The 22,222-nt window shown below is 58.4% G+C and carries 26 protein-coding genes; 16 read left to right on the top strand and 10 right to left on the bottom strand.

Going from position 1 to position 22,222, the window contains the following annotated elements:
- The first annotated feature begins 4 nt into the window (after positions 1-4).
- Genes hslV through OL236_RS07795 form a run of 3 tightly spaced genes read left to right on the top strand, consistent with a single transcriptional unit; the run spans position 5 to position 2,420 of the window.
- On the top strand, positions 5-547 hold the full coding sequence (gene hslV / locus OL236_RS07805) for an ATP-dependent protease subunit HslV (RefSeq protein WP_009644931.1): 543 nt from the start codon (positions 5-7) through the stop codon (positions 545-547).
- Positions 548-566: 19 nt separating this feature from the next.
- Positions 567-1,967, top strand: a complete 1,401-nt coding sequence (gene hslU, locus OL236_RS07800) for an ATP-dependent protease ATPase subunit HslU (RefSeq protein ID WP_265070173.1) — start codon at positions 567-569, stop codon at positions 1,965-1,967.
- 27 nt (positions 1,968-1,994) lie between these two features.
- Positions 1,995-2,420, top strand: a complete 426-nt coding sequence (locus OL236_RS07795) for a hypothetical protein (RefSeq protein WP_265070172.1) — start codon at positions 1,995-1,997, stop codon at positions 2,418-2,420.
- 86 nt (positions 2,421-2,506) lie between these two features.
- Here the strand turns inward: OL236_RS07795 and OL236_RS07790 are convergent, their stop codons facing one another.
- Genes OL236_RS07790 through OL236_RS07775 form a run of 4 tightly spaced genes read right to left on the bottom strand, consistent with a single transcriptional unit; the run spans position 2,507 to position 5,132 of the window.
- Positions 2,507-3,148, bottom strand: a complete 642-nt coding sequence (locus OL236_RS07790) for an NAD(P)H-binding protein (RefSeq protein ID WP_265070171.1) — start codon at positions 3,146-3,148, stop codon at positions 2,507-2,509.
- A gap of 27 nt (positions 3,149-3,175) precedes the next feature.
- On the bottom strand, positions 3,176-4,033 hold the full coding sequence (gene hchA, locus OL236_RS07785; RefSeq protein WP_265070170.1) for a glyoxalase III HchA: 858 nt from the start codon (positions 4,031-4,033) through the stop codon (positions 3,176-3,178).
- 48 nt (positions 4,034-4,081) lie between these two features.
- Positions 4,082-4,690 (bottom strand): nitroreductase family protein, encoded by a 609-nt coding sequence (locus tag OL236_RS07780; protein ID WP_265070169.1) that lies wholly within the window; start codon positions 4,688-4,690, stop codon positions 4,082-4,084.
- Between the two features lie 46 nt (positions 4,691-4,736).
- On the bottom strand, positions 4,737-5,132 hold the full coding sequence (locus OL236_RS07775) for a hypothetical protein (RefSeq protein WP_265070168.1): 396 nt from the start codon (positions 5,130-5,132) through the stop codon (positions 4,737-4,739).
- A gap of 229 nt (positions 5,133-5,361) precedes the next feature.
- On the opposite strand from OL236_RS07775, the gene OL236_RS07770 reads away from it, so the two are divergent.
- Together OL236_RS07770 and OL236_RS07765 are read left to right on the top strand one after the other, a co-directional pair.
- The gene (locus OL236_RS07770) at positions 5,362-5,898 is read left to right on the top strand and encodes a TetR/AcrR family transcriptional regulator (protein WP_009644980.1); all 537 of its coding nucleotides are present in this window, start codon (positions 5,362-5,364) and stop codon (positions 5,896-5,898) included.
- Between the two features lie 106 nt (positions 5,899-6,004).
- Positions 6,005-6,529, top strand: a complete 525-nt coding sequence (locus OL236_RS07765) for a flavodoxin (protein ID WP_265070167.1) — start codon at positions 6,005-6,007, stop codon at positions 6,527-6,529.
- 326 nt (positions 6,530-6,855) lie between these two features.
- Here OL236_RS07765 and OL236_RS07760 read toward each other — a convergent pair whose 3' ends face one another.
- The 6 genes from OL236_RS07760 to OL236_RS07735 form a co-directional block, all read right to left on the bottom strand.
- Positions 6,856-7,029 carry a hypothetical protein gene (locus tag OL236_RS07760; RefSeq protein WP_265070166.1) on the bottom strand — a complete coding sequence of 58 codons (174 nt, stop codon included), beginning with the start codon at positions 7,027-7,029 and terminating at the stop codon, positions 6,856-6,858.
- Complete coding sequence (locus tag OL236_RS07755) at positions 7,026-7,247, bottom strand: hypothetical protein (RefSeq protein ID WP_232208142.1); 222 nt, start codon at positions 7,245-7,247, stop codon at positions 7,026-7,028. Before OL236_RS07755 ends, OL236_RS07760 begins: the two co-directional genes overlap by 4 nt.
- A 375-nt stretch (positions 7,248-7,622) precedes the next feature.
- Positions 7,623-8,744, bottom strand: a complete 1,122-nt coding sequence (locus tag OL236_RS07750) for an ABC transporter permease (protein ID WP_265070165.1) — start codon at positions 8,742-8,744, stop codon at positions 7,623-7,625.
- Positions 8,741-9,862 (bottom strand): ABC transporter permease, encoded by a 1,122-nt coding sequence (locus OL236_RS07745; protein WP_265070164.1) that lies wholly within the window; start codon positions 9,860-9,862, stop codon positions 8,741-8,743. Before OL236_RS07745 ends, OL236_RS07750 begins: the two co-directional genes overlap by 4 nt.
- Positions 9,859-11,391 (bottom strand): ATP-binding cassette domain-containing protein, encoded by a 1,533-nt coding sequence (locus OL236_RS07740; RefSeq protein ID WP_265070163.1) that lies wholly within the window; start codon positions 11,389-11,391, stop codon positions 9,859-9,861. Before OL236_RS07740 ends, OL236_RS07745 begins: the two co-directional genes overlap by 4 nt.
- Positions 11,388-12,389 carry an efflux RND transporter periplasmic adaptor subunit gene (locus OL236_RS07735; protein WP_265070162.1) on the bottom strand — a complete coding sequence of 334 codons (1,002 nt, stop codon included), beginning with the start codon at positions 12,387-12,389 and terminating at the stop codon, positions 11,388-11,390. Before OL236_RS07735 ends, OL236_RS07740 begins: the two co-directional genes overlap by 4 nt.
- Before the next feature lie 218 nt (positions 12,390-12,607).
- Between OL236_RS07735 and OL236_RS07730 the strand changes: the two genes are divergently transcribed.
- The 11 genes from OL236_RS07730 to rnc all read left to right on the top strand — a co-directional run bounded on the left by OL236_RS07730 (position 12,608) and on the right by rnc (position 22,119).
- Positions 12,608-13,741 (top strand): HD-GYP domain-containing protein, encoded by a 1,134-nt coding sequence (locus OL236_RS07730; RefSeq protein ID WP_265070161.1) that lies wholly within the window; start codon positions 12,608-12,610, stop codon positions 13,739-13,741.
- 97 nt (positions 13,742-13,838) lie between these two features.
- Positions 13,839-14,339 carry a YceD family protein gene (locus OL236_RS07725; RefSeq protein WP_009645031.1) on the top strand — a complete coding sequence of 167 codons (501 nt, stop codon included), beginning with the start codon at positions 13,839-13,841 and terminating at the stop codon, positions 14,337-14,339.
- A 27-nt stretch (positions 14,340-14,366) separates the two neighbouring features.
- Positions 14,367-14,546 (top strand): 50S ribosomal protein L32, encoded by a 180-nt coding sequence (gene rpmF / locus OL236_RS07720; RefSeq protein WP_009644988.1) that lies wholly within the window; start codon positions 14,367-14,369, stop codon positions 14,544-14,546.
- A 132-nt stretch (positions 14,547-14,678) separates the two neighbouring features.
- Complete coding sequence (gene plsX, locus OL236_RS07715; RefSeq protein ID WP_265070160.1) at positions 14,679-15,749, top strand: phosphate acyltransferase PlsX; 1,071 nt, start codon at positions 14,679-14,681, stop codon at positions 15,747-15,749.
- 24 nt (positions 15,750-15,773) lie between these two features.
- Positions 15,774-16,721: an enoyl-[acyl-carrier-protein] reductase FabK gene (gene fabK / locus OL236_RS07710; protein ID WP_009644914.1), complete on the top strand. Its 948-nt coding sequence runs from the start codon at positions 15,774-15,776 to the stop codon at positions 16,719-16,721.
- 125 nt (positions 16,722-16,846) lie between these two features.
- A complete protein-coding gene (gene fabD, locus OL236_RS07705) occupies positions 16,847-17,791 on the top strand; it encodes an ACP S-malonyltransferase (RefSeq protein WP_265071805.1) in 945 nt (314 codons plus the stop codon).
- A 1-nt stretch (position 17,792) separates the two neighbouring features.
- Positions 17,793-18,536, top strand: coding sequence for a 3-oxoacyl-[acyl-carrier-protein] reductase (gene fabG / locus OL236_RS07700; protein WP_009644971.1), 744 nt, complete (start codon positions 17,793-17,795; stop codon positions 18,534-18,536).
- A gap of 72 nt (positions 18,537-18,608) precedes the next feature.
- Positions 18,609-18,854, top strand: a complete 246-nt coding sequence (locus OL236_RS07695) for an acyl carrier protein (protein WP_006191257.1) — start codon at positions 18,609-18,611, stop codon at positions 18,852-18,854.
- A 291-nt stretch (positions 18,855-19,145) separates the two neighbouring features.
- A complete protein-coding gene (locus OL236_RS07690) occupies positions 19,146-20,090 on the top strand; it encodes an NAD(P)H-dependent flavin oxidoreductase (RefSeq protein ID WP_009644958.1) in 945 nt (314 codons plus the stop codon).
- A gap of 59 nt (positions 20,091-20,149) precedes the next feature.
- Positions 20,150-21,394 carry a beta-ketoacyl-ACP synthase II gene (gene fabF / locus OL236_RS07685; RefSeq protein WP_265070159.1) on the top strand — a complete coding sequence of 415 codons (1,245 nt, stop codon included), beginning with the start codon at positions 20,150-20,152 and terminating at the stop codon, positions 21,392-21,394.
- Positions 21,391-22,119, top strand: a complete 729-nt coding sequence (gene rnc / locus OL236_RS07680) for a ribonuclease III (RefSeq protein ID WP_265070158.1) — start codon at positions 21,391-21,393, stop codon at positions 22,117-22,119. The genes fabF and rnc overlap by 4 nt, the downstream gene beginning before the upstream one ends.
- Positions 22,120-22,222: the final 103 nt, after the last annotated feature.

Here is a 22,222-nt window from a genome sequence, read left to right as displayed (position 1 = left end):
AGCTATGGAACAGACATTTCACGCGACGACCATCGTCGCCGTGCGTCAGAAGGGAAAGACGGCGATCGCGGGCGACGGTCAGGTTACGTTCGGACAGAGCGCCATCATGAAATCGACGGCGCGCAAGGTGCGCCGCCTTTACCACGGCAAGGTCGTCGCGGGCTTCGCCGGCTCGGTCGCCGACGCCTTCACGCTCTTCGAGAAGTTTGAGGCGAAACTGGAGGAATTCAACGGCAACCTGATGCGCGCTTCGGTCGAGCTTGCCAAGGAGTGGCGCACGGATCGCGTGCTCCGAAAGCTCGAAGCGCTGCTTCTCGTCGCCGATGCCGAGACGCTTTTGATGATCTCGGGCGGCGGCGAGGTCATTGAGCCGGATGGCGACGTTGCGGCGATCGGCTCGGGCGGCTTCTACGCGCTCGCGGCAGCGCGCGCCCTCGTCAAGCACACGGACATGGAAGCGGCGGAAATCGCCAAGGAAGCCTTGACGCTCGCCGCCGATATATGCGTCTTTACGAATCACAACATCAAGGTAGAGGAGCTGGATTGACTTGCAGGAAAAGGTCGAAATGGAAGAGAGCATGCTGAACGAGCAGACGCCGCGCCAGATCGTCGAGGAACTTGACCGCTACATCGTCGGGCAGAAGGAAGCGAAGCGAGCCGTCGCCATCGCGCTCAGAAACCGCTGGCGCAGCCGACAGCTTGACGTCGCCATGCAGGACGATGTCATACCGAAAAACATTCTGATGATCGGTTCGACGGGCGTCGGCAAGACCGAGATCGCGCGTCGTCTGGCGAGACTCGTCAAGGCGCCGTTCATCAAGGTCGAGGCGACGAAGTTCACGGAAGTCGGCTATGTGGGGCGCGACGTCGAGTCCATCGTGCGCGACCTCGCCGAGACGGCCGTGCGCATGGTGCGCCAGGAGCGCATGGAAAAGGTGCAGGAAAGGGCAGCCGAGCTGGCCGAGGAGCGCATCCTCGATGTATTCGTGCCGCAGCCGAAGAAGTCGCAGAACCCCTTGGGCAAGCTTTTTGGCGGCTCTGACGACGAGGAAAAGGAATCGTCGGAGGAAAATAAAGAGCCGAAGTATGTGGCGGGGCGCGAGTGGGTCAGAAAGCGCCTCTCGAAGGGCGAGCTGGAAAAAGAAGTCATCGAGATCGAGATCGAAGACTCGGGCAAGCCGATGGTCGGCATGTTCGCAGGCTCAAGCCTTGAGAGCATGGGCGACAATCTGCAGGACATGATGGCGAACCTCATGCCGAAGAAGCAGAAGAAGCGCAAGGTCTCCGTGGCGGCGGCGCGCAAGCTCTTTCAACAAGAAGAAGCCGCGAAGCTCGTCGACATGGAGGAGGTCAAGGACGCCGCCATCCGCGCGGCGGAAAAGAGCGGCATCGTCTTCCTCGACGAGATCGACAAGGTCGCCGTCAAGGGGCAGGGCTCAGGCCCCGACGTCTCGCGTGAAGGCGTGCAGCGCGACATCCTGCCGATCGTCGAAGGCTCGACCGTCATGACGAAGTACGGCCCGATCAAGACCGATCACATCCTCTTCATTGCGGCGGGCGCGTTCCACACGGCGAAGCCGTCCGATCTCATTCCGGAGCTGCAGGGACGCTTCCCGATTCGCGTCGAGCTGAAGTCGCTGCAGAAGGAAGACTTCCAGCGCATCCTGACCGAGCCGCAGAACGCTCTTTTGAAGCAGTACAAGGCGCTTCTCGCGACTGAGGGCATCGCGCTCGACTTTGCGGACGACGCCATCGAGCGCCTCGCGCAGCTCGCCTGCGACGTCAACGCCCAGACCGAGAACATCGGCGCGCGCCGCCTGCATACGATCTTGGAAAAGCTCTTGGAGGATCTCTCCTTCGACGCTCCCGAGATGGAAGAAAAGGAAGTCCGCGTCGATGCCGCCTACGTCGACAAGAAGCTCAAGGACATCGCCGTCAACCGCGATTTGAGTCAGTTTATTTTGTAAGGTTCTTCGAGAAAAGGTGGGATTTGTATGAATCTGAATCTCAGCAGGAAAGTTCTTGCCGTTGTTTTTGCATTTTGCCTTGCGATCTGCACATCGACGGCTTTTGCCGATCTGCCTGAAGCCGATGTAGCTCCCGGCATCTACAGCTACGACGGCGATCCGAACTTCATCGTATGGGACTGCGGCTCTCATGTGAAATCGGTGGCGGATGTAAGTTCAGCCTATATCATGAGCGAGGGAGAGGACTACGAAGACTTCGCGTTCCTCTCCTTTGCCGTCGTGTGGGACAGCCGCATCGGCGAGATGACGGTAGAGCCGCAGCATACCGTCGTGTTCCGCTATAAGAAGGATACGGATGAATACTATATGCCGTTGTCGAAGTTTCAATCTGTAGAGCGAAGAGATAATAAACTTGACTATCTGCGTGCAGCTGCGCATGAGAACAGTGATTGAGCAACGTATAGCTGGATGGGCATAGTGCTCCCAAATAAGACAAAGACGCCCCATAAGCCGCATGGATGGCTTATGGGGCATCTTTTTTACGCGAAATCGCGGACATCCTGCCCTTCGATGATTCTTGTGCCGCTCGCGGAATCCAGACCCAACGCGGCCATCGAGCGCGCAACGACGGCGGTTTCCATCGGCGCGAGCCGCTTGGCGAGGCCGATGGCATTGGCGGCCTGAAGGAACTTGACGGAGGCGGTCTCACCAAAGCGCTTGCTTTTCGCGCGTATGAGGCTCGGCGGACGCACGATGCTCAGCGAATCGAAGCCAAGACACTGAATGGCGTCGTCTAGCTCGCCCTTCAGGCGCAGATAGAAGATGCTCGACTTGCTGTTCGCGCCTATGGAGGACAGCAGTACGAGGCTCTTCACGCCGTTTGCCCTGGCGGCTTTCGCGAAGGTGAGCTGGTAATCGTAGTCGATATGGCGCTGCGCTTCCTTGGAGCCTGCCTGCTTGAGCGAGGTGCCGAGCGTCGAAAAGAGGACGTCGCCTTTGACAAGCTCCTGCCACGTCGCGGGCGCGTCGAAGTCGATCGTATGCTCCCGGAGCTTTTCGTGCTGTACGCCGAGCGCGCGCCGCGCAAAGGCGATGACCTCCGTATAGCGCGCATCCTCAAGAAGCGCCTGCAGCAAGTCCTTGCCGACCGCGCCCGTCGCGCCGATCAAAACAGCTTTCATGGGTATCGCCTCTTTCCTTCGATGGATTTACTTGACTTCCGCGAGCAGGGTTTCTGCCGCCAGTTTGCCGAGGGCATTGGAGGCAAGCGGGCTGTCTCCCGTCAGGAGCGTGCGGTCGCGATGCACCTTGCCGGTGATGTCGGAGTTGAGGATCTTCACGCCGAGCGCCGCGAGATTTTTGCCGACGAGCTTCTTCAAGCGCCCCGGCATGTAGCCGATGGCGATGTTCGCGCCTTCGTCGAGGCTGTCGGGGAAGACGCAGAGCTCGTAGCCGGCGAAGGGGAAGCCCTTCGCATCGTTCGCCGCGAGAAGCGAGGCGGGACCATGGCAGAGACTGATAATGAACACTTCGTTGGCGAGCGCCCAGTGCAGGACGTCATGCACCTCGCGGCTTTCGGGGATGGCATTGAGTACGCCGTGACCGCCGGGAATAAAGACGGCAGCGTAGGGAACGTCCGCCGCTTCCGTCATGGCTTTGAGCGTTTCTTCAAGCTTCTGCGGTTCTTCCATCTGCGGCAGGACTTCTTCGTAGAAGGCCATGACGGCGTCGTCGCCCAAGGGCATCGCCCATTGCTCGAATTTGGCGCGCCTGCCCGAAAGCGTCGCGATATCGAACGAGAAGCCCGCCGCCGCGAGGTGCATCATCGGCAGAAGCGTTTCGACGGGGTGGTTGCCGGTCGAAAAAAGCTTGCCGTTTTCCATCGCAAGGTAGCGCTCATCCGAAAGAATGACAAGCACCTTCTTCTTGCCGCCGTAGCGCGAATCGTACTTTGCGCCGTCGAAGTCGGTCTTTGCGGCGGTGTAGACGGACAGGGAGTAGGGCGAGGGGAAAAAGGCGTTCCACTCCGCCGTATCGGGCATGGGGGTCTTGATGGATTCTGTCATGGAAATCTTTCTTTCTTGCTTCTCTGAGGTACTTATAAATACAGCGTATCAGAAACGCTGCAAAACAATGTCGTCCATCGAAAGGCGCGGGCGCGGCGGCGGGGACTGCAGGGCGTAGCCGATCTGCAGGGCGCAGACGATACCGAAGCGCGTGTCGATGCCGAGGATTTCACGCACTTTTTCCTTGTCGAACATGCCGATCCAGCATGTGCCGAGGCCGTGCGCGACGGCGGTGAGATCCATGTGCGTCACGGAGATCGCCGTGTTGTAGACGGCGTAGGACGCCTTTTCCACCTCGTCGTTGGCGCGCTGAGCGCGCAGGGCTTCCACCTTGCCCGCGTCCATTGTAACGTCCTCGAAGGCGTCGGACGCTGTAAGTTCGGCGAAGCGTTCGGGCATTTTCTTGATCGCCTCGCGGTCGAAGCATGCGAGAATGAGGAGCGGCGCTTCGGCGAAGAAGGAGAGCGGTGAGGCTTCCTTGAGCCGCTTTCGCACGGCTTCGTCCTCGACGACGACGAAGCGCCAGGGCTGGATGTTGCTGCCCGAGGGGGCGCGCCTGCCGGCTTCGAGGATCGCCTCGACGATCTCCTTCGGGATGGGGCGCGTATCGAACTTTCGTATGCTGCGGCGCTTTTCCAAAACGCTTTGAAAATCCATAGAGAAACTCCTTTCTATAGGAAGCGTTGAATGTATCCGTGAGTTCTTAAGAAACGTAGCGTCCTTCCATGCCGCGCTTGGGACGTGCGGCGAGGAAGTCCTCACGCAGAAGTTCGCGCTCCGCTTTCTCGGGCGTGTAGTTCTTGCCGAGGAGCGTGAGCGTTTCCGCATGTCCCGATTCGAGGCCGACGTTCATGCCGTTGAAGCGCAGGTGGCGAAGCTCCTGCAGTTCCTCGTCCGTCTTGCGCGCGATGCTCTCGATGGAGGCATAGGAAGCGATCGTCTCGATCTCGGGGAAGATCTTGATGATCTTCTTGCCGATGGCCTCAAGGCGTGAAAAGCCCAGCGAAAAAGCGTCGCCGTTCAGCAGAAAGATGCGCTTGACCGTGCGGTACACAGCGCGCGCTTCAAGCAGGTCATGCTCGACCTGCGCGAGCTCCAATAGAAACCGAATGCGAGCGTCAGCAATGTTAGCATGAGAATCCTCCTTCGTTCGTGTTACACATGTAACATCTTGACTTTATTATAGCGGCAAGGTGTTACATGTGTCAATGGTATGCGAGCAAGTGATACAAAGGCGGCGCTTTGTCACAGATGGGCTTGTGCGAAGTGTTACTCTTGTAACATGTTGAAAGAAGGCTTATAATGGAGGATAGGAAAGGAGTGGATTTATGCAGGAAACCGCCAATCCCATCGCGCTGCGCTACCGTCGGATGATTCTCGACGCCTTCGCCGCGCTCACGCGCACGACGCCCTACGGCGAGATCACGATCCTGCGCATCGTGCAGGAGGCGGACGTGTCGCGTCAGACATTCTACCGCCATTTTCGCTCGAAGGACGAGATCCTTGCCGCCATGCTGCAGAGGATCGCCGACGGCGTGACCGAGCGTCTGCAAAGCTTGCAGCAGCCGACGCGCCGCGAGATCTTTGCGACGTATCTCTCCTTCTGGCGCGAGAATGCGGATTTTTTGCGCATCGTTTGCGAAGGGCACGTCGAATCGTGGCTTATCGCGCGCTACGGAGAAATCATGCGCGAGAAGCTCGACATCCTGCGCCCGCATTTCGCGGCGCTTTCCGAGCGTGAGTTCGATCTGATGAAATCGTTCCTTATAGGCGGACTCTATCAGCTGAAAGCGGACTGGTACGCGCAGGGCTTCGAGGAAGAGCCGGACTTCCTCGCCGCGCTGCTCGACAAAACGCTCGCCTGAGAAAGTTTGACTCCATACGCATTGACTTGAAGTTGACTTCAAGAAGTAAAATGAAAGACAGAGGTTTGCAGAAGCAAACCGAGGGAACTGTGGGAGGAAATTGGAAATGGTAAAGACACTCGTTATCTACTACTCGCGCAAGGGCGAGAATTATGTCAACGGCAGGATTGAAAAGCTGACGAAGGGCAATACCGAGATCGTCGCCGAATTTATTCAAAAGGCGGTGGACGCCGACATCTTCGAGATCGAGACGAAGAAAGCGTATGCGGCGGACTACAATGAATGTACGCGGGAGGCGAAGGAGGAGCTCAAGGCGCACGCTTTGCCGGAGCTCGTGCGTATGCTCGATTCCATCGCAACGTATGACAACATCGTCGTGGCGGGACCTTGCTGGTGGGGCACCTATCCGATGGCGGTCGTCACGCAGCTAAAAGCGCTCGATTTTCATGGCAAGCGCGTGTTCCCCGTCATGACGCACGAAGGCTCGGGGCTGGCCGGCAGCGCCTCGGCGCTTAAAAGCTACTGCGAGGGCGCGACAGTCGGCGAGGGGCTTGCCGTCAAGGGCGCGGAAGCCGCGCAGTCGGAAGAAGCAGTCGCCGCTTGGGCGAAGCGGAATCTTGGGAATCACTGATAAATTCAGCCGCCCATCTTCACACATCTGCACTGTCCTCTCGTCGTCGACAAATCCTCGACGTAGCACCGCTACGCCTCCGGTTTGTCTCCTAGATAGGCACAGCGCATCTGTGCAAATCTGGGCGAATTCATTTTATCAGCGCTTCCCTTGCCTGAGCGCGCCCGGTTCATCACGGGCGCGACCTTTCTCATCGACGGCGGCGCGACGGCTTCCTTCCACTACGGCGCGCTGCAGCCCGAAAAGGCGTAAGCGGTGTAGCAAAAATAAACGAGAAAACTCCCCCGACAGGCTTTTGCCGCAGGCGGGGGAGTGTTTCGTTTGCGTTATGACCAGGTGTCATGCGGGATGTTTGCGCCGAACTGCAGATGAAGGCCGCCCTCCCAGCGACACTTTTCGATCAATGCCTGCAGTTCTTTGAGCGTATCGCCTTCGATGGGGCGGCCGTCGTACAGAAGCGCGACAGGAAATCTTCTGCCCGCCGGTCTCAGCGGCTTCATTCTTCTTGGTCATCGTTTTCTTTTTTTGCGACATTTTCCTTTACGGAAAGAGTTTCTGCTTCCTCCTCCGAATAGAGAAGATCCAGCTTCTCGAACATATTCAGATAAAGTCCTGCCAATGCGTCCTTATCGATCCTATATGGCGCATTTGTGCGGCATCCATTCGCTTCCTGCTCCTTTCTGAAAAGACCCCACTTCATTCGATACTCTTTTTCCATGAATCGGTCGATGTCTGTCCAGTGTGTTGTCTCGCACAGTTTCCAAACGGCAGGGAATATTGAGCGCATGAAGTCCTGATATGTATTTCATGACGACGCTCCTTTCCTGTGGCCGGCGACCCTGCGCTTGCCATGTCTCCTCTTGCTGTTCATATTATAGCATCTTCGCTGGCTTTTGGTCATTCCATTGTACATTAAGCAGAAAGCGCAGATCAAGGCAGCGCGCCCTGCCGACCGAGGTGCAGGAGAAGTACATCGGCCGCAGGAAGTACAGCGATATCGAGCTGGAGGACGATGAGAAAGATCCGCGTGCACAATATTTTGCTTGCTGTAAGCTGTACGCATAATGACCGTAGGTGGAGGCTGGTACGCAGCTTACATTGTCTTGTTCCGAAACAGTCGCATGGCGAGGGGCAGCGTGAAGGCGGCGATGAGGAGCAGGGGGATGTAGTCGCCGATGAGGTCGGCGGCGACGGCGCCCTCCAAGTAGACGCGCCGCACGGCCTCGACGGCGAAGCGCAGAGGGTCGATGTAGGTGAGGATCTGCAGGATGCGCGGCATGTTGGCGACGGGCGTCGCTATCCCTGAGAGAAGGGCGAGCGGCAGCAGGAGGACGAAGAGGTAGACGAGGACTTGCTGCATGCTGCGTGCGACGGCGGAGACGCACAGCCCGATGCCCGTCGAGCTGAGGATGAAGAGGAAGAGCGTCAGATAGAGCGTGAGGAAGGAGCCGGCAAACGGAATCTCGAACCAAAAGAGGGAAATGAGCAGGAGAAGCGTGCTCTGCACAAGTCCGATGAGCATGGGCGGAAGCGCTTTGCCGATGAGGATCTCCACGGGGGCGAGCGGCGTGACGAGAAGCTGATCGAAGGTGCCTTGTTCGCGCTCTCTGGCGATGGAGAGTCCGGCGAGCATGATGACCTGCACGAAGGAGATCATGGCGATGATGCTCGGCAGGAAAGTCCAGCGCGTGATCTGGTTCTCGTTGTACCATGTGCGGCTCGTCAGTGTGATGGCGGGCATGGCATGCAGTCTCTCTGCGTTCCAGCGCGCGATGATGGCTGCTGCATAGCCTGTGGCGAGCGTCGATGTGAGCGCGTTGCGGCCGTCGGTGATGACCTCGACGGGGGCGGTCTCGCCGCGTGCGATGTGCGCTTCAAAGTCTGTGGGGATGATGAGCGCCATGAGAATGGTTTCGGAGTTGATCAAAGGCTCAATCTCGGCAGGGACGGCAAGCGTCGCCGTGCGCGAAAATGCGGGCGAGCCGTCGAAGTGCGCGAGCAGGCTCTGCGAGGCTTCACTTCTCGAAGTGTCGACGACGGCGTAGGGTACGGAGTCGAGATTGTAGTTGGCGACGTAGCCGAAGAGCAGCCCCTGGGTGAAGACGGGCACGATCAGAGCGATGCGCATGCGCGGATCTTTCAAAATGGCCAGGAGTTCCTTGTGCCCGAGGTAGTAGAGATGCGTAAAGAAAATGCGGATGCGCTGCATGTTCATTCTCCCACCTTCTTTCGCGTCAGATGAAAGGCAGCGCCGACGAAGAGTGCGGCAAAGCCCGCAAGCACGGCTGTGTTTTTGATGATGAGCGGCCAATAGTTTCCTGTGAGCAGCAGAGACTTCAACATCTGTAGGAAGTAGGGCATGGGCAGGAAACGGCTGATGATGCGGATGCCGAGCGGTGCCGTATGCAGATCGTAGAGGAAGCCCGACAGCATGATCGTGGGCAGGAAACTTAGAAGAAGCGCCATCTGGCATGCGAGAAATTGATTCTTCGTCATGGCGGAAATCACGAGTCCAAGACCGAGCGCCATGACGAGGTAAAGCATCGTCGTGCCGAGAATCAAGATGAGGGAGCCGCGCATGGGAAGCTCGTAGAGCAGGTGTCCTGTGATCAGGCACAGGATCATGCCCGTCATGGCAACGAGGAAGTAGGGAATCATCTTGGCGAGAATGAGTTCGAGACGCTGCACGGGCGTGACGAAGAGCGATTCGAACGTGCCGCGCTCCCATTCGCGCGCCATGACGACGGCGGTGAGAAAGACGCCGACGATGGTCAGGACGAGCATCAAGAGACCTGGAACGAAAAACCATGTGCTCGTGTTGGCGTCGTTGAACCAGACGCGGCTGACGATCTCGGCGCGCCCAACATTTTGCTTCGCCAAGGCGCTTTCTGCCGCTTTTTTCAGCACGACCGACTCGAAGTAGCCCTGTGCCGAGGCGGCAGTCGTCGCCTCGATGCCGTTTAGCAGCAGCTCAATTCTGGCCGTGCCGCGAGGAAGATTGCGGCTGAAATCCGTGGGGATGATGAGGACGGCGTCGACTTCGCCGCGCCGCATCATTGCTTCCGCTTCCTGTTTCGAGTGAACGTAAGAGGGGGCGAAATAGTCGCTGCCGTCGAGAAAACGGACGGCGGCGCGCGCCGTGGGCGAGCTGTCTTCCAGGGCGACGGCGGTGCGCACGTTTTTCACGTCGAGCGACAGGCCGTAGCCGATGATGAGGATGAGGGCGAGCGGCAGGACGACGCCGAGCAGGATGCTGCCTCGGTCGCGTTTCATCTGCTGAAATTCCTTGCGCGTGAGGGCGAAGAGCCGCCGAAGAAAAGCACGGAGATTCATCTTATTGCCTCCTCCCGTCTGCGCGCTTCTTCCACGATGCGGATGAAGACGTCGTTCATGTCGGCAGCGGGCATCTTCATGCGCGCGCGTATCTCAGCGGGGCTGCCTAGGACGAGCATCGTGCCGTGATCTTGGATGAGGATGCGCGTGCAGTATTCGGCTTCCTCCATGAAGTGTGTCGTGATGATGACCGTCGTGCCCCTCTTTGAAAGCGCGTCGATCTTCTGCCAGAAGAGGCGGCGCGCACGCGGGTCGATGCCGCTCGTCGGCTCGTCGAGGAAGAGGAGCGGCGGCTCGTGCAGGAGCGCCGCCGCCATGGCGAGCCGCTGCTTGTAGCCGCCGGGAAGATCGCCTGCGCGGTCGTTCTTGCGCTCTTTCAGATCGAATTCGGCGAGGACGGCTTCGATGCGTGCGGCAAGAGCCTTGGGACGAAGCCCGTAAATGCCGCCGAAGAAGCGCAGGTTTTCGAGTGCCGTGAGGTTCTGATAGAGGGAGAACTTCTGCGCGACGTAGCCGATCTGTGCGCGAGCTTCCGTGCGTGCGCGCGCGAGGTCGACGCCCGCCACGCGCAGTTTGCCCGATGTCGCGGGCAAGAGTCCGCAAAGCATGCGGAAGGTCGTGGTCTTGCCTGCGCCGTTCGGTCCGAGGAGGCCGAAGACTTCTCCTTTATACACTTGGAACGAGGTGTTGTTGACGGCCGTGAAGTCGCCGAATTTTTTTACGAGGTCGCGCACCTCGATGATGGCGGAGCGCTTTTCTCCCGAAGCGGTGTTTTCGAACTGCGCCTGTGCCACGCTTGTCGGCGATGTGCCGAATATGCTGTGCAGGGGGCGGCGCACCTCGTCGGGAGTCCCGGCGGCGAGGATGCGCCCGCGATCGAGGAGGATGACCTTCTGACAAAGAGCCGCCTCCGACATGTAGGCGGTCGCACAGAGAACGGAAAGGCCGGCTTCTCTCGCCTGCTCTTGGAGGATTTCCCACAGTTCGCGCCTCGACAGGGGGTCGACGCCGGCGGTCGGCTCGTCGAGCAGCAGGAGGTCGGGCGAGCGCACGAGGGTGCAGAGGAGCCCGAGCTTCTGCTTCATGCCGCCCGAAAGATTGCCCGCGAGCCGACCGGTGAACGGGGCGAGTCCCGTCATGTGCAGGAGGCGCGGGAAGCGCGTCTGCCGCTCCTCTTGCGCTATGCCGTGCAGATCGGCGTAGAGCTGCATGTTTTCCTCGACGGTCAGATCTTCGTAGAGACCGAACTTCTGCGGCATGTAGCTGAGGCGGCTCTGCACCTTCTGCGGCTCTTTCGCGACATCGTGTCCGAGGACGAGGAGATCGCCCGCCGTCTTGTCGAGCAGCCCCGCGATGAGCCGCAGCAGTGTCGTCTTGCCCGCGCCGTCCGGGCCGACGAGCGCCGTAAGCTCGCCTGCGGACACCGAGAAGTCGATGCCCGTAAGCGCCGTGACGGTGCGGGCGTTCTTCGGCGTGAAGGTCTTGACGAGTGTCGTGGCCTCTACGACGGGCGCGTTTTTGCCTTTCATAGGTCGACCTGCACATTCACGGGCATGCCGAGGCGCAGGCGGTTGTCGGGATCGTCGACCGAGATGCGCACTTCGTAGACGAGGGATGTCCGAAGATCCTCGGTCTCGACCGTCTTGGGCGTGAACTCCGCCGTTGATGCAATGAAGCCGACCGTCCCGGTGAGCGGCTTGTCGGTTTCACTCGTCGTCGTGATGAGCGCATTCTGTCCTTCGTGGATGCGGCTGAGATCGGCTTCCGATACATAGACGCGCACCTGCTTGCGCTCGATGAGGGAGAGCTTGAAGACAGGCATGGCGGGCGAAGCCATGTCGCCGACTTCGAGGAGGCGCGAGCGGATGACGCCCGCCGACGGCGCACGAAGCTCGTACTGCGTGAGCAGGTGGGCGAGGCGCTCCTCTTCTGCGCGGAGTGCGGCAAGCGTCGCTTCCGCCTGTCGGATATCTTCGCTTCGCGCGCCTGTGCGCGCTTCTTCGAGTGCGGCTTCGGCGGCTCTCGTCTTCGCTTCGGCGGACTCGGCTGCGGCGCGCGCGTTGTCGAGCTCCTGCAGACTGACGCCCTCGCTCGTCTCGTAGATTTCCAACATGCGTGCGTAGATGCCCCTGGCGTTGGCGGAAGCGGCCGCTGCGGCGCGCACGTTTTCCTGCGCCTGGAGGATCTCTTCACTGCGCGTGCCGTTTTTCAGCTTCTCCAAGACGGCCTCCTGCGCCTTAGTCTGCGCCTTTGCTTTTTGCAGGTTCAGTGCAAGTTCCGCCGAGTCGAGCCGTGCGAGAAGTTGGCCTTCTTCGACGGAGTCGCCTTCGTCCACGAGGATTTCGGAGATGCGTTCGCTCGGACGGAAAGCGAGCGTGACCTCGCGGATGTCGACGTTGCCTGAGAGCTTGAGGTGCGCTGCACGTTCGTGCTGCATGGCGGATTCGTGCGCATGATAGAGGTACGCGCCGCTCCCCGCTGCGAGCAGCATGAGAGAGAAGAGTAGGAGTTTTATTCGCGTCTTCATGGAGAATTGCCTCCTTTGCTTGCAGGATCTATGCGTATGTCCTCATCATAGCAGATTGCATAGGTGGCTGCAAATGAATCATATTAAGGAAGCTCGCACATGGAATTTTTTCATAATCTATGAAGGATTTGTAGCATTAGAAAAATTTTTATGTTATAATTGGGACTGTGAACCTAGGGATGTAAGAATTGGTTTTCAAGCGAAGGAGTGCAGGCGGAATGCTGAAGAAGTATACAGTAGACCAGCTCAAGGAAGGCATGGTCGTCGGACAGGCAGTCTATAAGGAAGATATGTCTGTCCTCTTGGGAGAGGGTACGGTGCTCAATCAGCAGATGATCGACTCCCTGTCTGAGAGGAACATTGTCTCCGTGGAAATTCGGGAAGAAGGCGGGGAAGAAGGTCCATCTCCCATGCCTCAGAAGCCGCAGGGAGTGCAGGGGGAAGCCGCGAAAATCATTCCGCTGAAGGAGCCGATTCTCGACGAAGGGTACGTCAAGGACTATGGCGATTGCTTCATCGAGCTGAAATCCCTCTTTGAAGTCACGAAGGCGCACGGCTCTGTCGACAAAGATTCAGCAGAAACTCTGGCACAGAACATCCTGCCGCTTTGTTCGGGTGCGAAAGCTGTCGCGCACATCCACAACATGACGGCGAAAGGCGAGTACACCATCCATCATAGCCTCCATGTGGCTATTTTGGCAGGGCTTATGGGCAAGTGGCTCAAGATGCCGCAGAAAGATCAGCTGCGCCTCATTACGGCGGGCTCTCTCATCCTTATTGGCAATTTGCGCATCGAGCAGGCGATGCTCGACAAGGAGGGCGTCTTGACGCCTGATGAGCGCAAGATTATGCAGGAACATCCGAAGTTCGGACATGAGCTGATCATGGCGGGAGGCTTGGGCGAGGACAAGGAGATCGCCGAGGCTGTGCTGCAATATCATGAGAGAGGTGATGGTTCGGGCTATCCGAGAGGTCTCGTCAAGGAAGAGATCGGCAAATTCGCACGCGTCCTCGCCATCATGGACATGTACGATGCGATGGCGTCGGACCGCTCCTACGCGAAGAAACGCTCGCCTTTCGAAGTGTTTAACATTTTGTCGGACGACATCATGAATGGGCAGCTCGACACGGAATTCGGCTTCCGTTTCATTCGCCGCGTCTGCCATTCCTTGAACGGAAATTGGGTCAAGCTTTCGAATGGCGAAGCGGGCAAGATCATTTACATCGACGAGTCACGCCTCGCGGCACTTCCCGTCGTGCAGACGATGGATGGCGAGTTTATGGATCTCAACCTGCGCACAGATGTCAAGGTCGAGTATCTGCTGACGAGTCGCGAGATTGAGGAAGAATGAGCGGCAGGCATCCGCAGGAGTGGAAAGCGGAAGGTCTCCCGGCATTTTCTTGACAAATAAAATACGCCTTGCTATAATACCTTGAGGTCGATGCAGAATGATGATGGTTTGTATTGCTGATGCAAACGCCGCGATGGGCAGGGGCGTTTCTTTTTCGTTTGTCACGACGGCAGAAGCGCTTGACGCCGAGCCGGAGGATTGCCGCATAGAAGGGCCTGTCGAGATCACGGGCGAAATTCTCTGCACGGGCGAGGCCTACCGGCTCACGGGCTGTGTGCGCTGCAAAAGAAACGCCGTCTGCGATCGATGCCTTGAGCATTTCTCTGCTAAGGAGAGTTATGCGTTTGATGAAGAAGTCCGACGAACGGACGACGAAAGCGGTCTTTCTATCGTTGACGACAAGATGGACATTTCGCCGCTGATTCGGGATACGCTTCTTGCTGCTCAGCCGATTCACAATGTTTGTCGGCCGGATTGTCTCGGGCTTTGCCCAAAATGTGGTGCAAACCTCAATGAGGGTGAGTGCGGCTGTGACCGTGCTGTGCCTGATCCGAGGCTTGCGGCTTTGGAGCAGCTTTTGAAGAAGCAGAAGATTTGATGCACACAGTAAGGAGGTGTTTCCCGAATGGCAGTACCTAAGCGTAAGATGTCGAAAGCCCGCCGCGATTCGCGCCGTGCGAATTGGAAGCTCACAGCTCCCGGCTTCGTTTCGTGCCCGCAATGTCATGAGCCGAAGATGCCCCATCGTGTTTGCCCCGAGTGCGGTTACTACGATGGCAGAGAAGTCGTTGCTGCGGACGAGTAAGAAATTTGGGGTGAGCAGGATGTAAGTGATTATGTCCTGCTCATTCTTTTATTTTATATTCTTAAAAGGAATTATCGCAAATACAGCGAAGATACTAGAATGAGGCATGTGTCTGGGGAGGAAAGATCGTTCGTGAAGATTGCAGTGGATGCCATGGGCGGGGATTATGCGCCGGAGCAAATTGTCTTCGGTGCAGTTCGGGCTGCGAAGGAATATGGCTGCGAGATCGTTCTTGTCGGGGATGAGAAGAAGATCATGCGAGTCCTTGCCAAAGAGGAAGGCTGGCAGAACTTGGGCATTTCTGTGCTGCACGCGAGCGAGGTCATAGAGATGGGGGAACATCCCGTCACTGCCGTGCGCAAAAAGAAGGACTCCTCCGTCGTCGTCGCGACGCGGCTCGTCAAGGAAGGTGCCTGCGACGCCGTGCTTTCCGCTGGCTCGACAGGCGGCGCAGTGGCGGCAGCGCAGTTTATTCTCGGACGCATTGCTGGCGCGGATCGCCCGACAATCGCGACGCCGATGCCGACGCCAAAGGGCGTGACGCTCCTCCTCGATTCGGGAGCGAACGTCGACAGCAAGCCCAAGCATCTCGTGCAGGGCGCCATCATGGGCGCGCTTTACGCCGAGCATGTCTTCGGCATAGCGAAGCCGCGCGTCGGTCTTTTGAACATCGGCGAGGAAGAGACGAAGGGAAATGAGCAGGCGCAGGCGACGTACCCGCTATTGAAGTCCATGACGACGGTGAACTTCTGCGGCAACGCGGAAGGGCGCGACATTCCCAAGGGGAATTTCGATGTCGTCGTTTGTGATGGATTTGTCGGCAATGTTGTGCTAAAATTTGCGGAGGGGTTGGCGAAGACGCTCGTGCGTCTCGCGAAGGATGCCGTGAAGAACGGCGGGATTCTCGCGAGGCTCGGCGCGTTCCTATTGCTGCCGGCGCTGAAGAAGCTCGGCAAGACGATCGACGTGTCGGAATACGGCGGTGCGCCGCTTCTTGGCGTGCGCGGCTGCTGCCTCATCGCGCATGGCTCGTCCAACGCGAAGTCCATCGCAAGCGCCATACGTGTCGCCAAGGACTACGTGGAGAGCGACGTCCTCGCTCATATCAAGGAGAATCTGGCACGTGAAGAGGCTTTGGACGACGGTGGGAAGTGTCCTGCGGCGAACGGGGAAGGGCCGGCCGCAGAAGCCGTCCGGTCGTGAGATGGGTGTATAGGAGGATCAGGGATGTTTGAAGAAAATCGTATTTGTCAGATGCTGCGGATAAAGTATCCAATCTTCCAGGGAGGCATGGCTTGGATCGGCACGGCGGAGCTTGCTTCTGCCGTCTCCAACGCCGGGGGGCTTGGCATCATCGGCGCCGGACACATGCCGCCCGACGTCCTGCGCGCGGAAATTCAAAAGTGCAAGGGCTGGACCGAGAAGCCGTTCGGCGTCAACATCATGCTCATGTCGCCCTTCGTCAAGGAGGTCATGCAGGTCGTCGTCGATGAACGCGTGCCCGTCGTGACGACGGGAGCGGGCAACCCCGGTGAGTACATCCCGGCGCTCAAGGAGATCGGCAGCAAGGTCATCCCCGTCGTCGCTTCCGTCGCGCTTGCCAAACGCCTCGTCAGGACGGGGGTTGACGCGCTCATTGCTGAGGGGACGGAGTCGGGCGGGCACGTCGGCGAGATCACGACGATGGCGCTCGTGCCGCAGGTCGTCGACGCCGTCGATGTTCCTGTCATCGCGGCGGGCGGCATCGGTGATTCGCGCGGCATGGCGGCGGCGTTCGCCCTCGGTGCATGGGGCGTGCAGATGGGCACGCGCTTCGTACTGTCGAAGGAGTGTATCGCGCACGAAAACTACAAGAAGTTCGTCCTGAAGGCGCGCGATCGCTCGACGGTCGTCACGGGGCGCTCGACGGGGCATCCCGTGCGCGTCCTTGCGAATAAGCTCACGCGCGAGTTCGAAGAGATGGAACGAAGAGGCGCTTCGACGGAAGAGCTCGACAAGCTCGGTGTAGGCAAGCTCAACCTCGCGACGCACAAGGGCGACGTCGAGAACGGCTCCGTGATGATCGGACAGATTTCGGGCATGCTCAATGATATTTTGCCCGTCGCAGACATCATCCATAACATCGTGGAGGGGTTGCCCGGTGCCGTCAAAAGCGCCGAGGCGCATTGCAAATAAAGGCAAAGAAGAGGTGTTCAGCTAAGGAAGTGCTGATAAAATGAAGCCGCCCAGATTTGCGCAGGTGCGTGAAGGTGGCTGGCTGAATGTATCAGCCATTCCTAAAGGAAAGAGAGGTCGGTTCGATGAACAAGCTCGCATTCGTATTCCCGGGGCAGGGCGCCCAGCAGGTCGGCATGGGCAAGGATTTCTACGAGAAGTATGATGTGGCGAAGAAATTGTTTCGCGAAGCGGACGAGGCGCTCGGCTACTCCATCATGGAGATGTGCTTCAATGGCCCGGAAGGGGATCTGCGCCTGACGGCGAACACGCAGCCGGCGATCCTTGCCGTCAGCGTGATCGCAAACGAGATCCTCAAGGAGCATGGAATCCAGCCCGAGATCACGGGCGGACATAGTCTCGGCGAATACTCGGCGCTCGTCGCAGCCGACGTGCTCGACTTCTCCGATGCCGTACTCCTCGTCCATAAGCGCGGCTCCTTCATGCAGGAAGCCGTCCCGGTCGGCGAGGGCGGCATGGCAGCCGTCATGGGGCTTGAGCGCGAAAAGATCGTCGAGGTCTGCGAGAAGGTCTCGGCGGACGTCGGCGCCGTGCAGGCGGTCAACTTCAATTGCCCCGGGCAGATCGTCATCGCGGGAACGATGGCGGGCGTCGAGAAGGCGGCGGCTCTCTTGGATGAGGCGGGCGCGAGAAAGAGCGTAATCTTGCCCGTCAGTGCGCCGTTCCACAGCACCTTGATGCAGCCGGCAGCAGAAAAACTCGCTGCAGAACTTGACAAGGTCGAGATTCGCGATGCGAAGATCCCCGTTGTCGCCAATGTCTCGGCTGAGATCCTCACGAAGGCGGCGGACATCAAGGAGAGTCTCGTCAAGCAGGCAGCAAGTCCCGTGAAGTGGGAGGACTGCGTCTTAAAGATGAAGGAATTCGGCGCGGACACCTTTGTCGAGGCGGGTCCCGGCAAGACGCTTTGTGGCTTCAACAAGCGCATCGACCGCAAACTCACGAGCATGAACGTCGAAAATCTGGAAACTTTGCAAAAAACGCTTGACTATTTCAGGGAGGTTCGCTAATATGCTTTTAGACGGCAAGACGGCGCTCGTGACGGGCGCGTCGCGCGGCATCGGACGCGCTATCGCCCTCTGCCTCGCGGCTGAGGGCGCACGCGTTGCCATCAACTATGCGGGTAATGTCAAGGCCGCCGAGGAAGTCAAGGCTGCAATCGAGGCGGCGGGCGGCACGGCGATCCTTTGCCAGGCGGATATTGCGGACAGCGCGGCTGTCGAGGCGATGGTCGCCAATGTGGTCAAGGAATTCGGCACGATCGACATCCTTGTGAACAATGCTGGTATCACGCGCGACACCTTGCTCATGCGCATGAAGGATGAGGACTTCGCGAAGGTTCTGGATACGAATCTCAAGGGTGTGTTCTACTGCACGAAGGCGATCTCAAAGCTCATGATGAAGAAGCGTTCGGGCCGCATCGTCAACATGGCGTCCGTCGTCGGCCTCGTGGGCAACGCTGGACAGACGAACTATGCGGCAGCAAAGGCTGGTGTCATCGGCTTCTCGAAGTCGGCGGCGAAGGAACTCGCGTCGCGCGGTATCACGGTCAACGTCGTCGCGCCGGGCTTCATCGGTACGGATATGACGGCGGGATTGCCGGAATCCGTCAAGGAGAAGATGCTCACGGACATCCCGCTCGGCAGAATGGGAGAGCCGGAGGACGTGGCGAGTGCCGTCCTTTTCCTCGCATCGGATCAAGCGTCCTATATCACGGGACAGGTCGTCAATGTAGACGGCGGCATGGTCATGTGATATAAATATAGAGGGAAACATTGAAAAAGGCAGTGAATCCCGAGAAGAGGCAACGGAGGGAGGTGAATTGTAGTGGCGACTTTTGATAAAGTGAAAGATATCGTTGTGGAGCAGCTCGGCGTCGAGGCGGATGAGGTTTCCATCGATTCTACTTTTATTGACGATCTGGGAGCAGATTCCCTTGACATCGTTGAGCTCATCATGGCATTCGAGGAGGAGTTCGGGATCGAGATTCCGGACGAGGCAGCGGAAAAGATCAAGACCGTTCAGGATGTCGTAACTTACATTGACCAGCACAAAGAAGACGAGGGCAAGTAAATTCTTATGCTCGTCTTGCCTTTCTTGAAGAAAATCCCGTGAAGTTTCTTCACGGGATTTTCTCAAGGAAGCGATGATAAAATGAGGTCGCCCAGATTTGCACAGATGCGCTGTATCTATCGAGGAGACAAACCGCAGGCGTAGCGGTGCTACGTCGAGGATTTGTCGACGACGAGAGGACAGTGCAGATGTGCGAAGATGGGTGGCTGAATTTATCGGAGCTTCCGCAAGAAAGAGAAATATTCTAGGGAAGCTCAGATATCAGACCTTCCCTCGATTGGAGGAGTGAAGTTGAAGCTTCCGGAGCTGAAAATTGGCGAAAAGATAGCAAAGATTCCCATCATCCAAGGTGGCATGGCGATTCGCCTATCGACGGCAAAACTGGCGGCCGCTGTGGCCAGTCAGGGGGGCATCGGCCTCATCGCCGCTTCGGGCTTGAGCGATGAAGAACTGCGCTATGAGATCCGACTGGCGCGCTCTTTGACGAAGGGCGTCATCGGCATTAACATCATGGTGGCGGCGCGGGAATTCGCCCGGGTTGTGAAGACGGCAATCAGCGAGGGCATCGACCTCGTCGTGGCAGGCGCAGGCTTTTCGCGCGACGTGTTCGGTCTGGGCAAGGAGTCGGGAACGCCGATCGTGCCCATTGTCTCCTCTGTTAAACTTGCGAAAATTTCACAGCGTCTTGGCGCCTCGGCGATCGTCGTCGAAGGCAAGGAAGCCGGCGGTCACCTCGGTACGGACACCTCCGTGCGCGAACTGATACCCGACGTCCGCAAAGCCGTAGACATCCCCGTCATAGCGGCGGGCGGCGTTCTCACGGGTCAGGACATTGTTGATCTCATAAAGATGGGCGCCAACGGCGTGCAGATGGGGTCGCGCTTCGCCGCGAGCGAGGAATCGAATGCGGCTCCCGCATTGAAGGAGTTTTACTTGAAGGCGCAGCCCGAGGACGTCGTCCTCATCCACAGCCCCGTGGGGCTGCCGGGGCGAGCTGTCCGCAATCCTTTCGCGGAGCGCATCCTCAAGGGCAATGTGCCGCCCAAGAAGTGCGACAACTGTCTCAAGGAATGTGCGCACAATTTCTGCATCATTCGTGCGCTCATTCGTGCCGAACAAGGCGATGTGGAAACAGGACTCGTATTCACGGGCGAGTACATCTCCCGCATCAAGGAGATCCTTTCGGTCAAGGAGATCTTCCACCGGTTGACCGCCGAGGTTGCGGCCATCGGTTAGGAAGTTTCATGAGACAGAGGAAATAGTTTTTATGGAAAGACAGAGTGAGGTGTCATAGCTTGAGCAATCGTGTAGTCATAACGGGTCTGGGTGCGATCACGCCGATCGGCATCGGCAAGGAAGCCTTCTGGCAGGCGCTTCTTGCAGGAAAGAACGGCATCGATAAGATCACGCATTTCGATGCATCGGGCTGCCACGCGCAGATTGCGGGCGAGGTCACGGACTTCGATCCTGCCGCGTACATCGACAAGAAGGAAGCGAAGCGTATGGATCGCTATACGCAGTTCGCCGTCGCGGCGGCGAAGCTTGCCATTGAGGATGCGAAGCTCGATCTTGAAAAAGAGGACAGGGAGCGCATCGGCACGTTCATTGGCGCCGGCATCGGCGGCATCGAGACGATGCACAGCCAGTATCAGAAACTCTTTGACAAGGGACCGTCGAAGATCAGCCCGTTCTTCATCCCGATGATGATTGCGAACATGGCAGCTGGACAGGTCGCCATCACTTACGGCCTGCACGGTCCTTCTGCGTGCATCGTGACGGCCTGCGCAACGGGTACGGACTGCATCGGTCATGCGTTCCGCGCCATCGAGATCGGCAAGGCGGACGTCGCCGTCGCCGGCGGTACGGAGGCTAGCATCTCGGAGGCCGCCGTCGCGGGCTTCTGTGCGATGAAGGCTCTTTGCGCCGATCACAACGACGATCCAGCGCACGCCTCGCGCCCCTTCGACAAGAACCGTAGCGGCTTCGTCATGGGCGAGGGCGCGGGTCTCGTCGTCCTGGAAAGCCTGGAGCATGCCGAAAAGCGCGGTGCGCACATCTACGCCGAACTTGTCGGCTACGGCGCGAACGCCGATGCCTACCACGTCACAAGCCCTGCGCCGCACGGCGAATATCAGGCGAAGTGCATGGCGCGTGCCATAGAGGATGCGGGACTCTCTCCTGCGGACATCGACTACGTCAATGCGCACGGCACGTCGACGCATATGAACGACCAGGGCGAGACGGAGGCGATCAAAACGACGTTCGGCGCAGCGGCGAAGGACGTTTCCGTCAGTTCCATCAAGTCCATGACGGGTCATCTCCTCGGTGCTGCCGGCGGCGTCGAGTGCATTGCGACGGCGCTCGCTGTTGAAAACGACATGCTGCCGCCGACGATCAATTATGAAACCCCTGACGAGGGGCTTGACCTTGACTATGTGCCGAACAAGGCGAAGGCGAAAAAGGTGCGCGCGGCGATTTCCAATTCTTTTGGCTTCGGCGGTCATAACGCCTGCCTCGTACTGAAGAAGTTTCCGTCATGAAGAAGGCGTCGGAGGTTTTGTCCAAAACGCGCCGGGAGGCTCTTCTAGAGCTTTCCGACCATCTCGGCATAGAGTTTCAAAACATCGTGCTGCTGCATGAGGCGCTTACGCATACCTCCTACGCGAACGAGTCGAAGAACAAGGGCGTCGTACACAACGAGCGCCTGGAGTTCTTGGGAGATGCGGTTCTGGAGCTGGCGACGAGCACTTATCTCTTCGAGCGCTTTCCCAAGCGGCCGGAAGGCGAGTTGACAAAGGCGCGCGCTTCCATCGTGCGCGAGGCGACGCTCTCGCGTCGCGCGGCGGAATTGAAGCTCGGCGAATACCTGCTGCTCGGTCACGGCGAGGCGTCGATGGGTGGCGGACATCGCCCGTCGATGCTCGCCGACGCCTTCGAGGCGGTCATCGGTGCGATTTACCTCGACTGCGGCTGGCAAACAGCATACGACTACGTCCTCAAGCAGCTGCACGATGAACTTCTGACCATCGACAGCGGCGAGAACATGAAAGACTACAAGACGACCTTGCAGGAAGTCGTGCAGAAGCACGTCGACAGCAAGATCGCCTACGAGCTTCTGACGGAAACGGGACCCGACCACGACAAGACTTTTGAGTTTGCCGTGCGCATTAACGATGCGGTCTACGGCACGGGCAAGGGTCGCAACAAGAAGGAAGCCGAGCAAGGCGCTGCGCGAGAAGCGCTGCGCAAGATGAAGAAGCTTTGAAAAGTCTATAAATATCTGAAGGAAGGGGCTGTGCATGGGTCTGGAAAGACCTGTGTGCAGCTTTTTTGTTTGCATTGAAACAAGATAATAGGTATACATAAAT

The organism is Selenomonas sputigena (assembly GCF_026015965.1).
GTDB lineage: Bacteria > Bacillota > Negativicutes > Selenomonadales > Selenomonadaceae > Selenomonas.
Note: the sequence above shows the minus strand (reverse complement) of the source record. Positions and strands in the feature narration are given on the sequence as shown.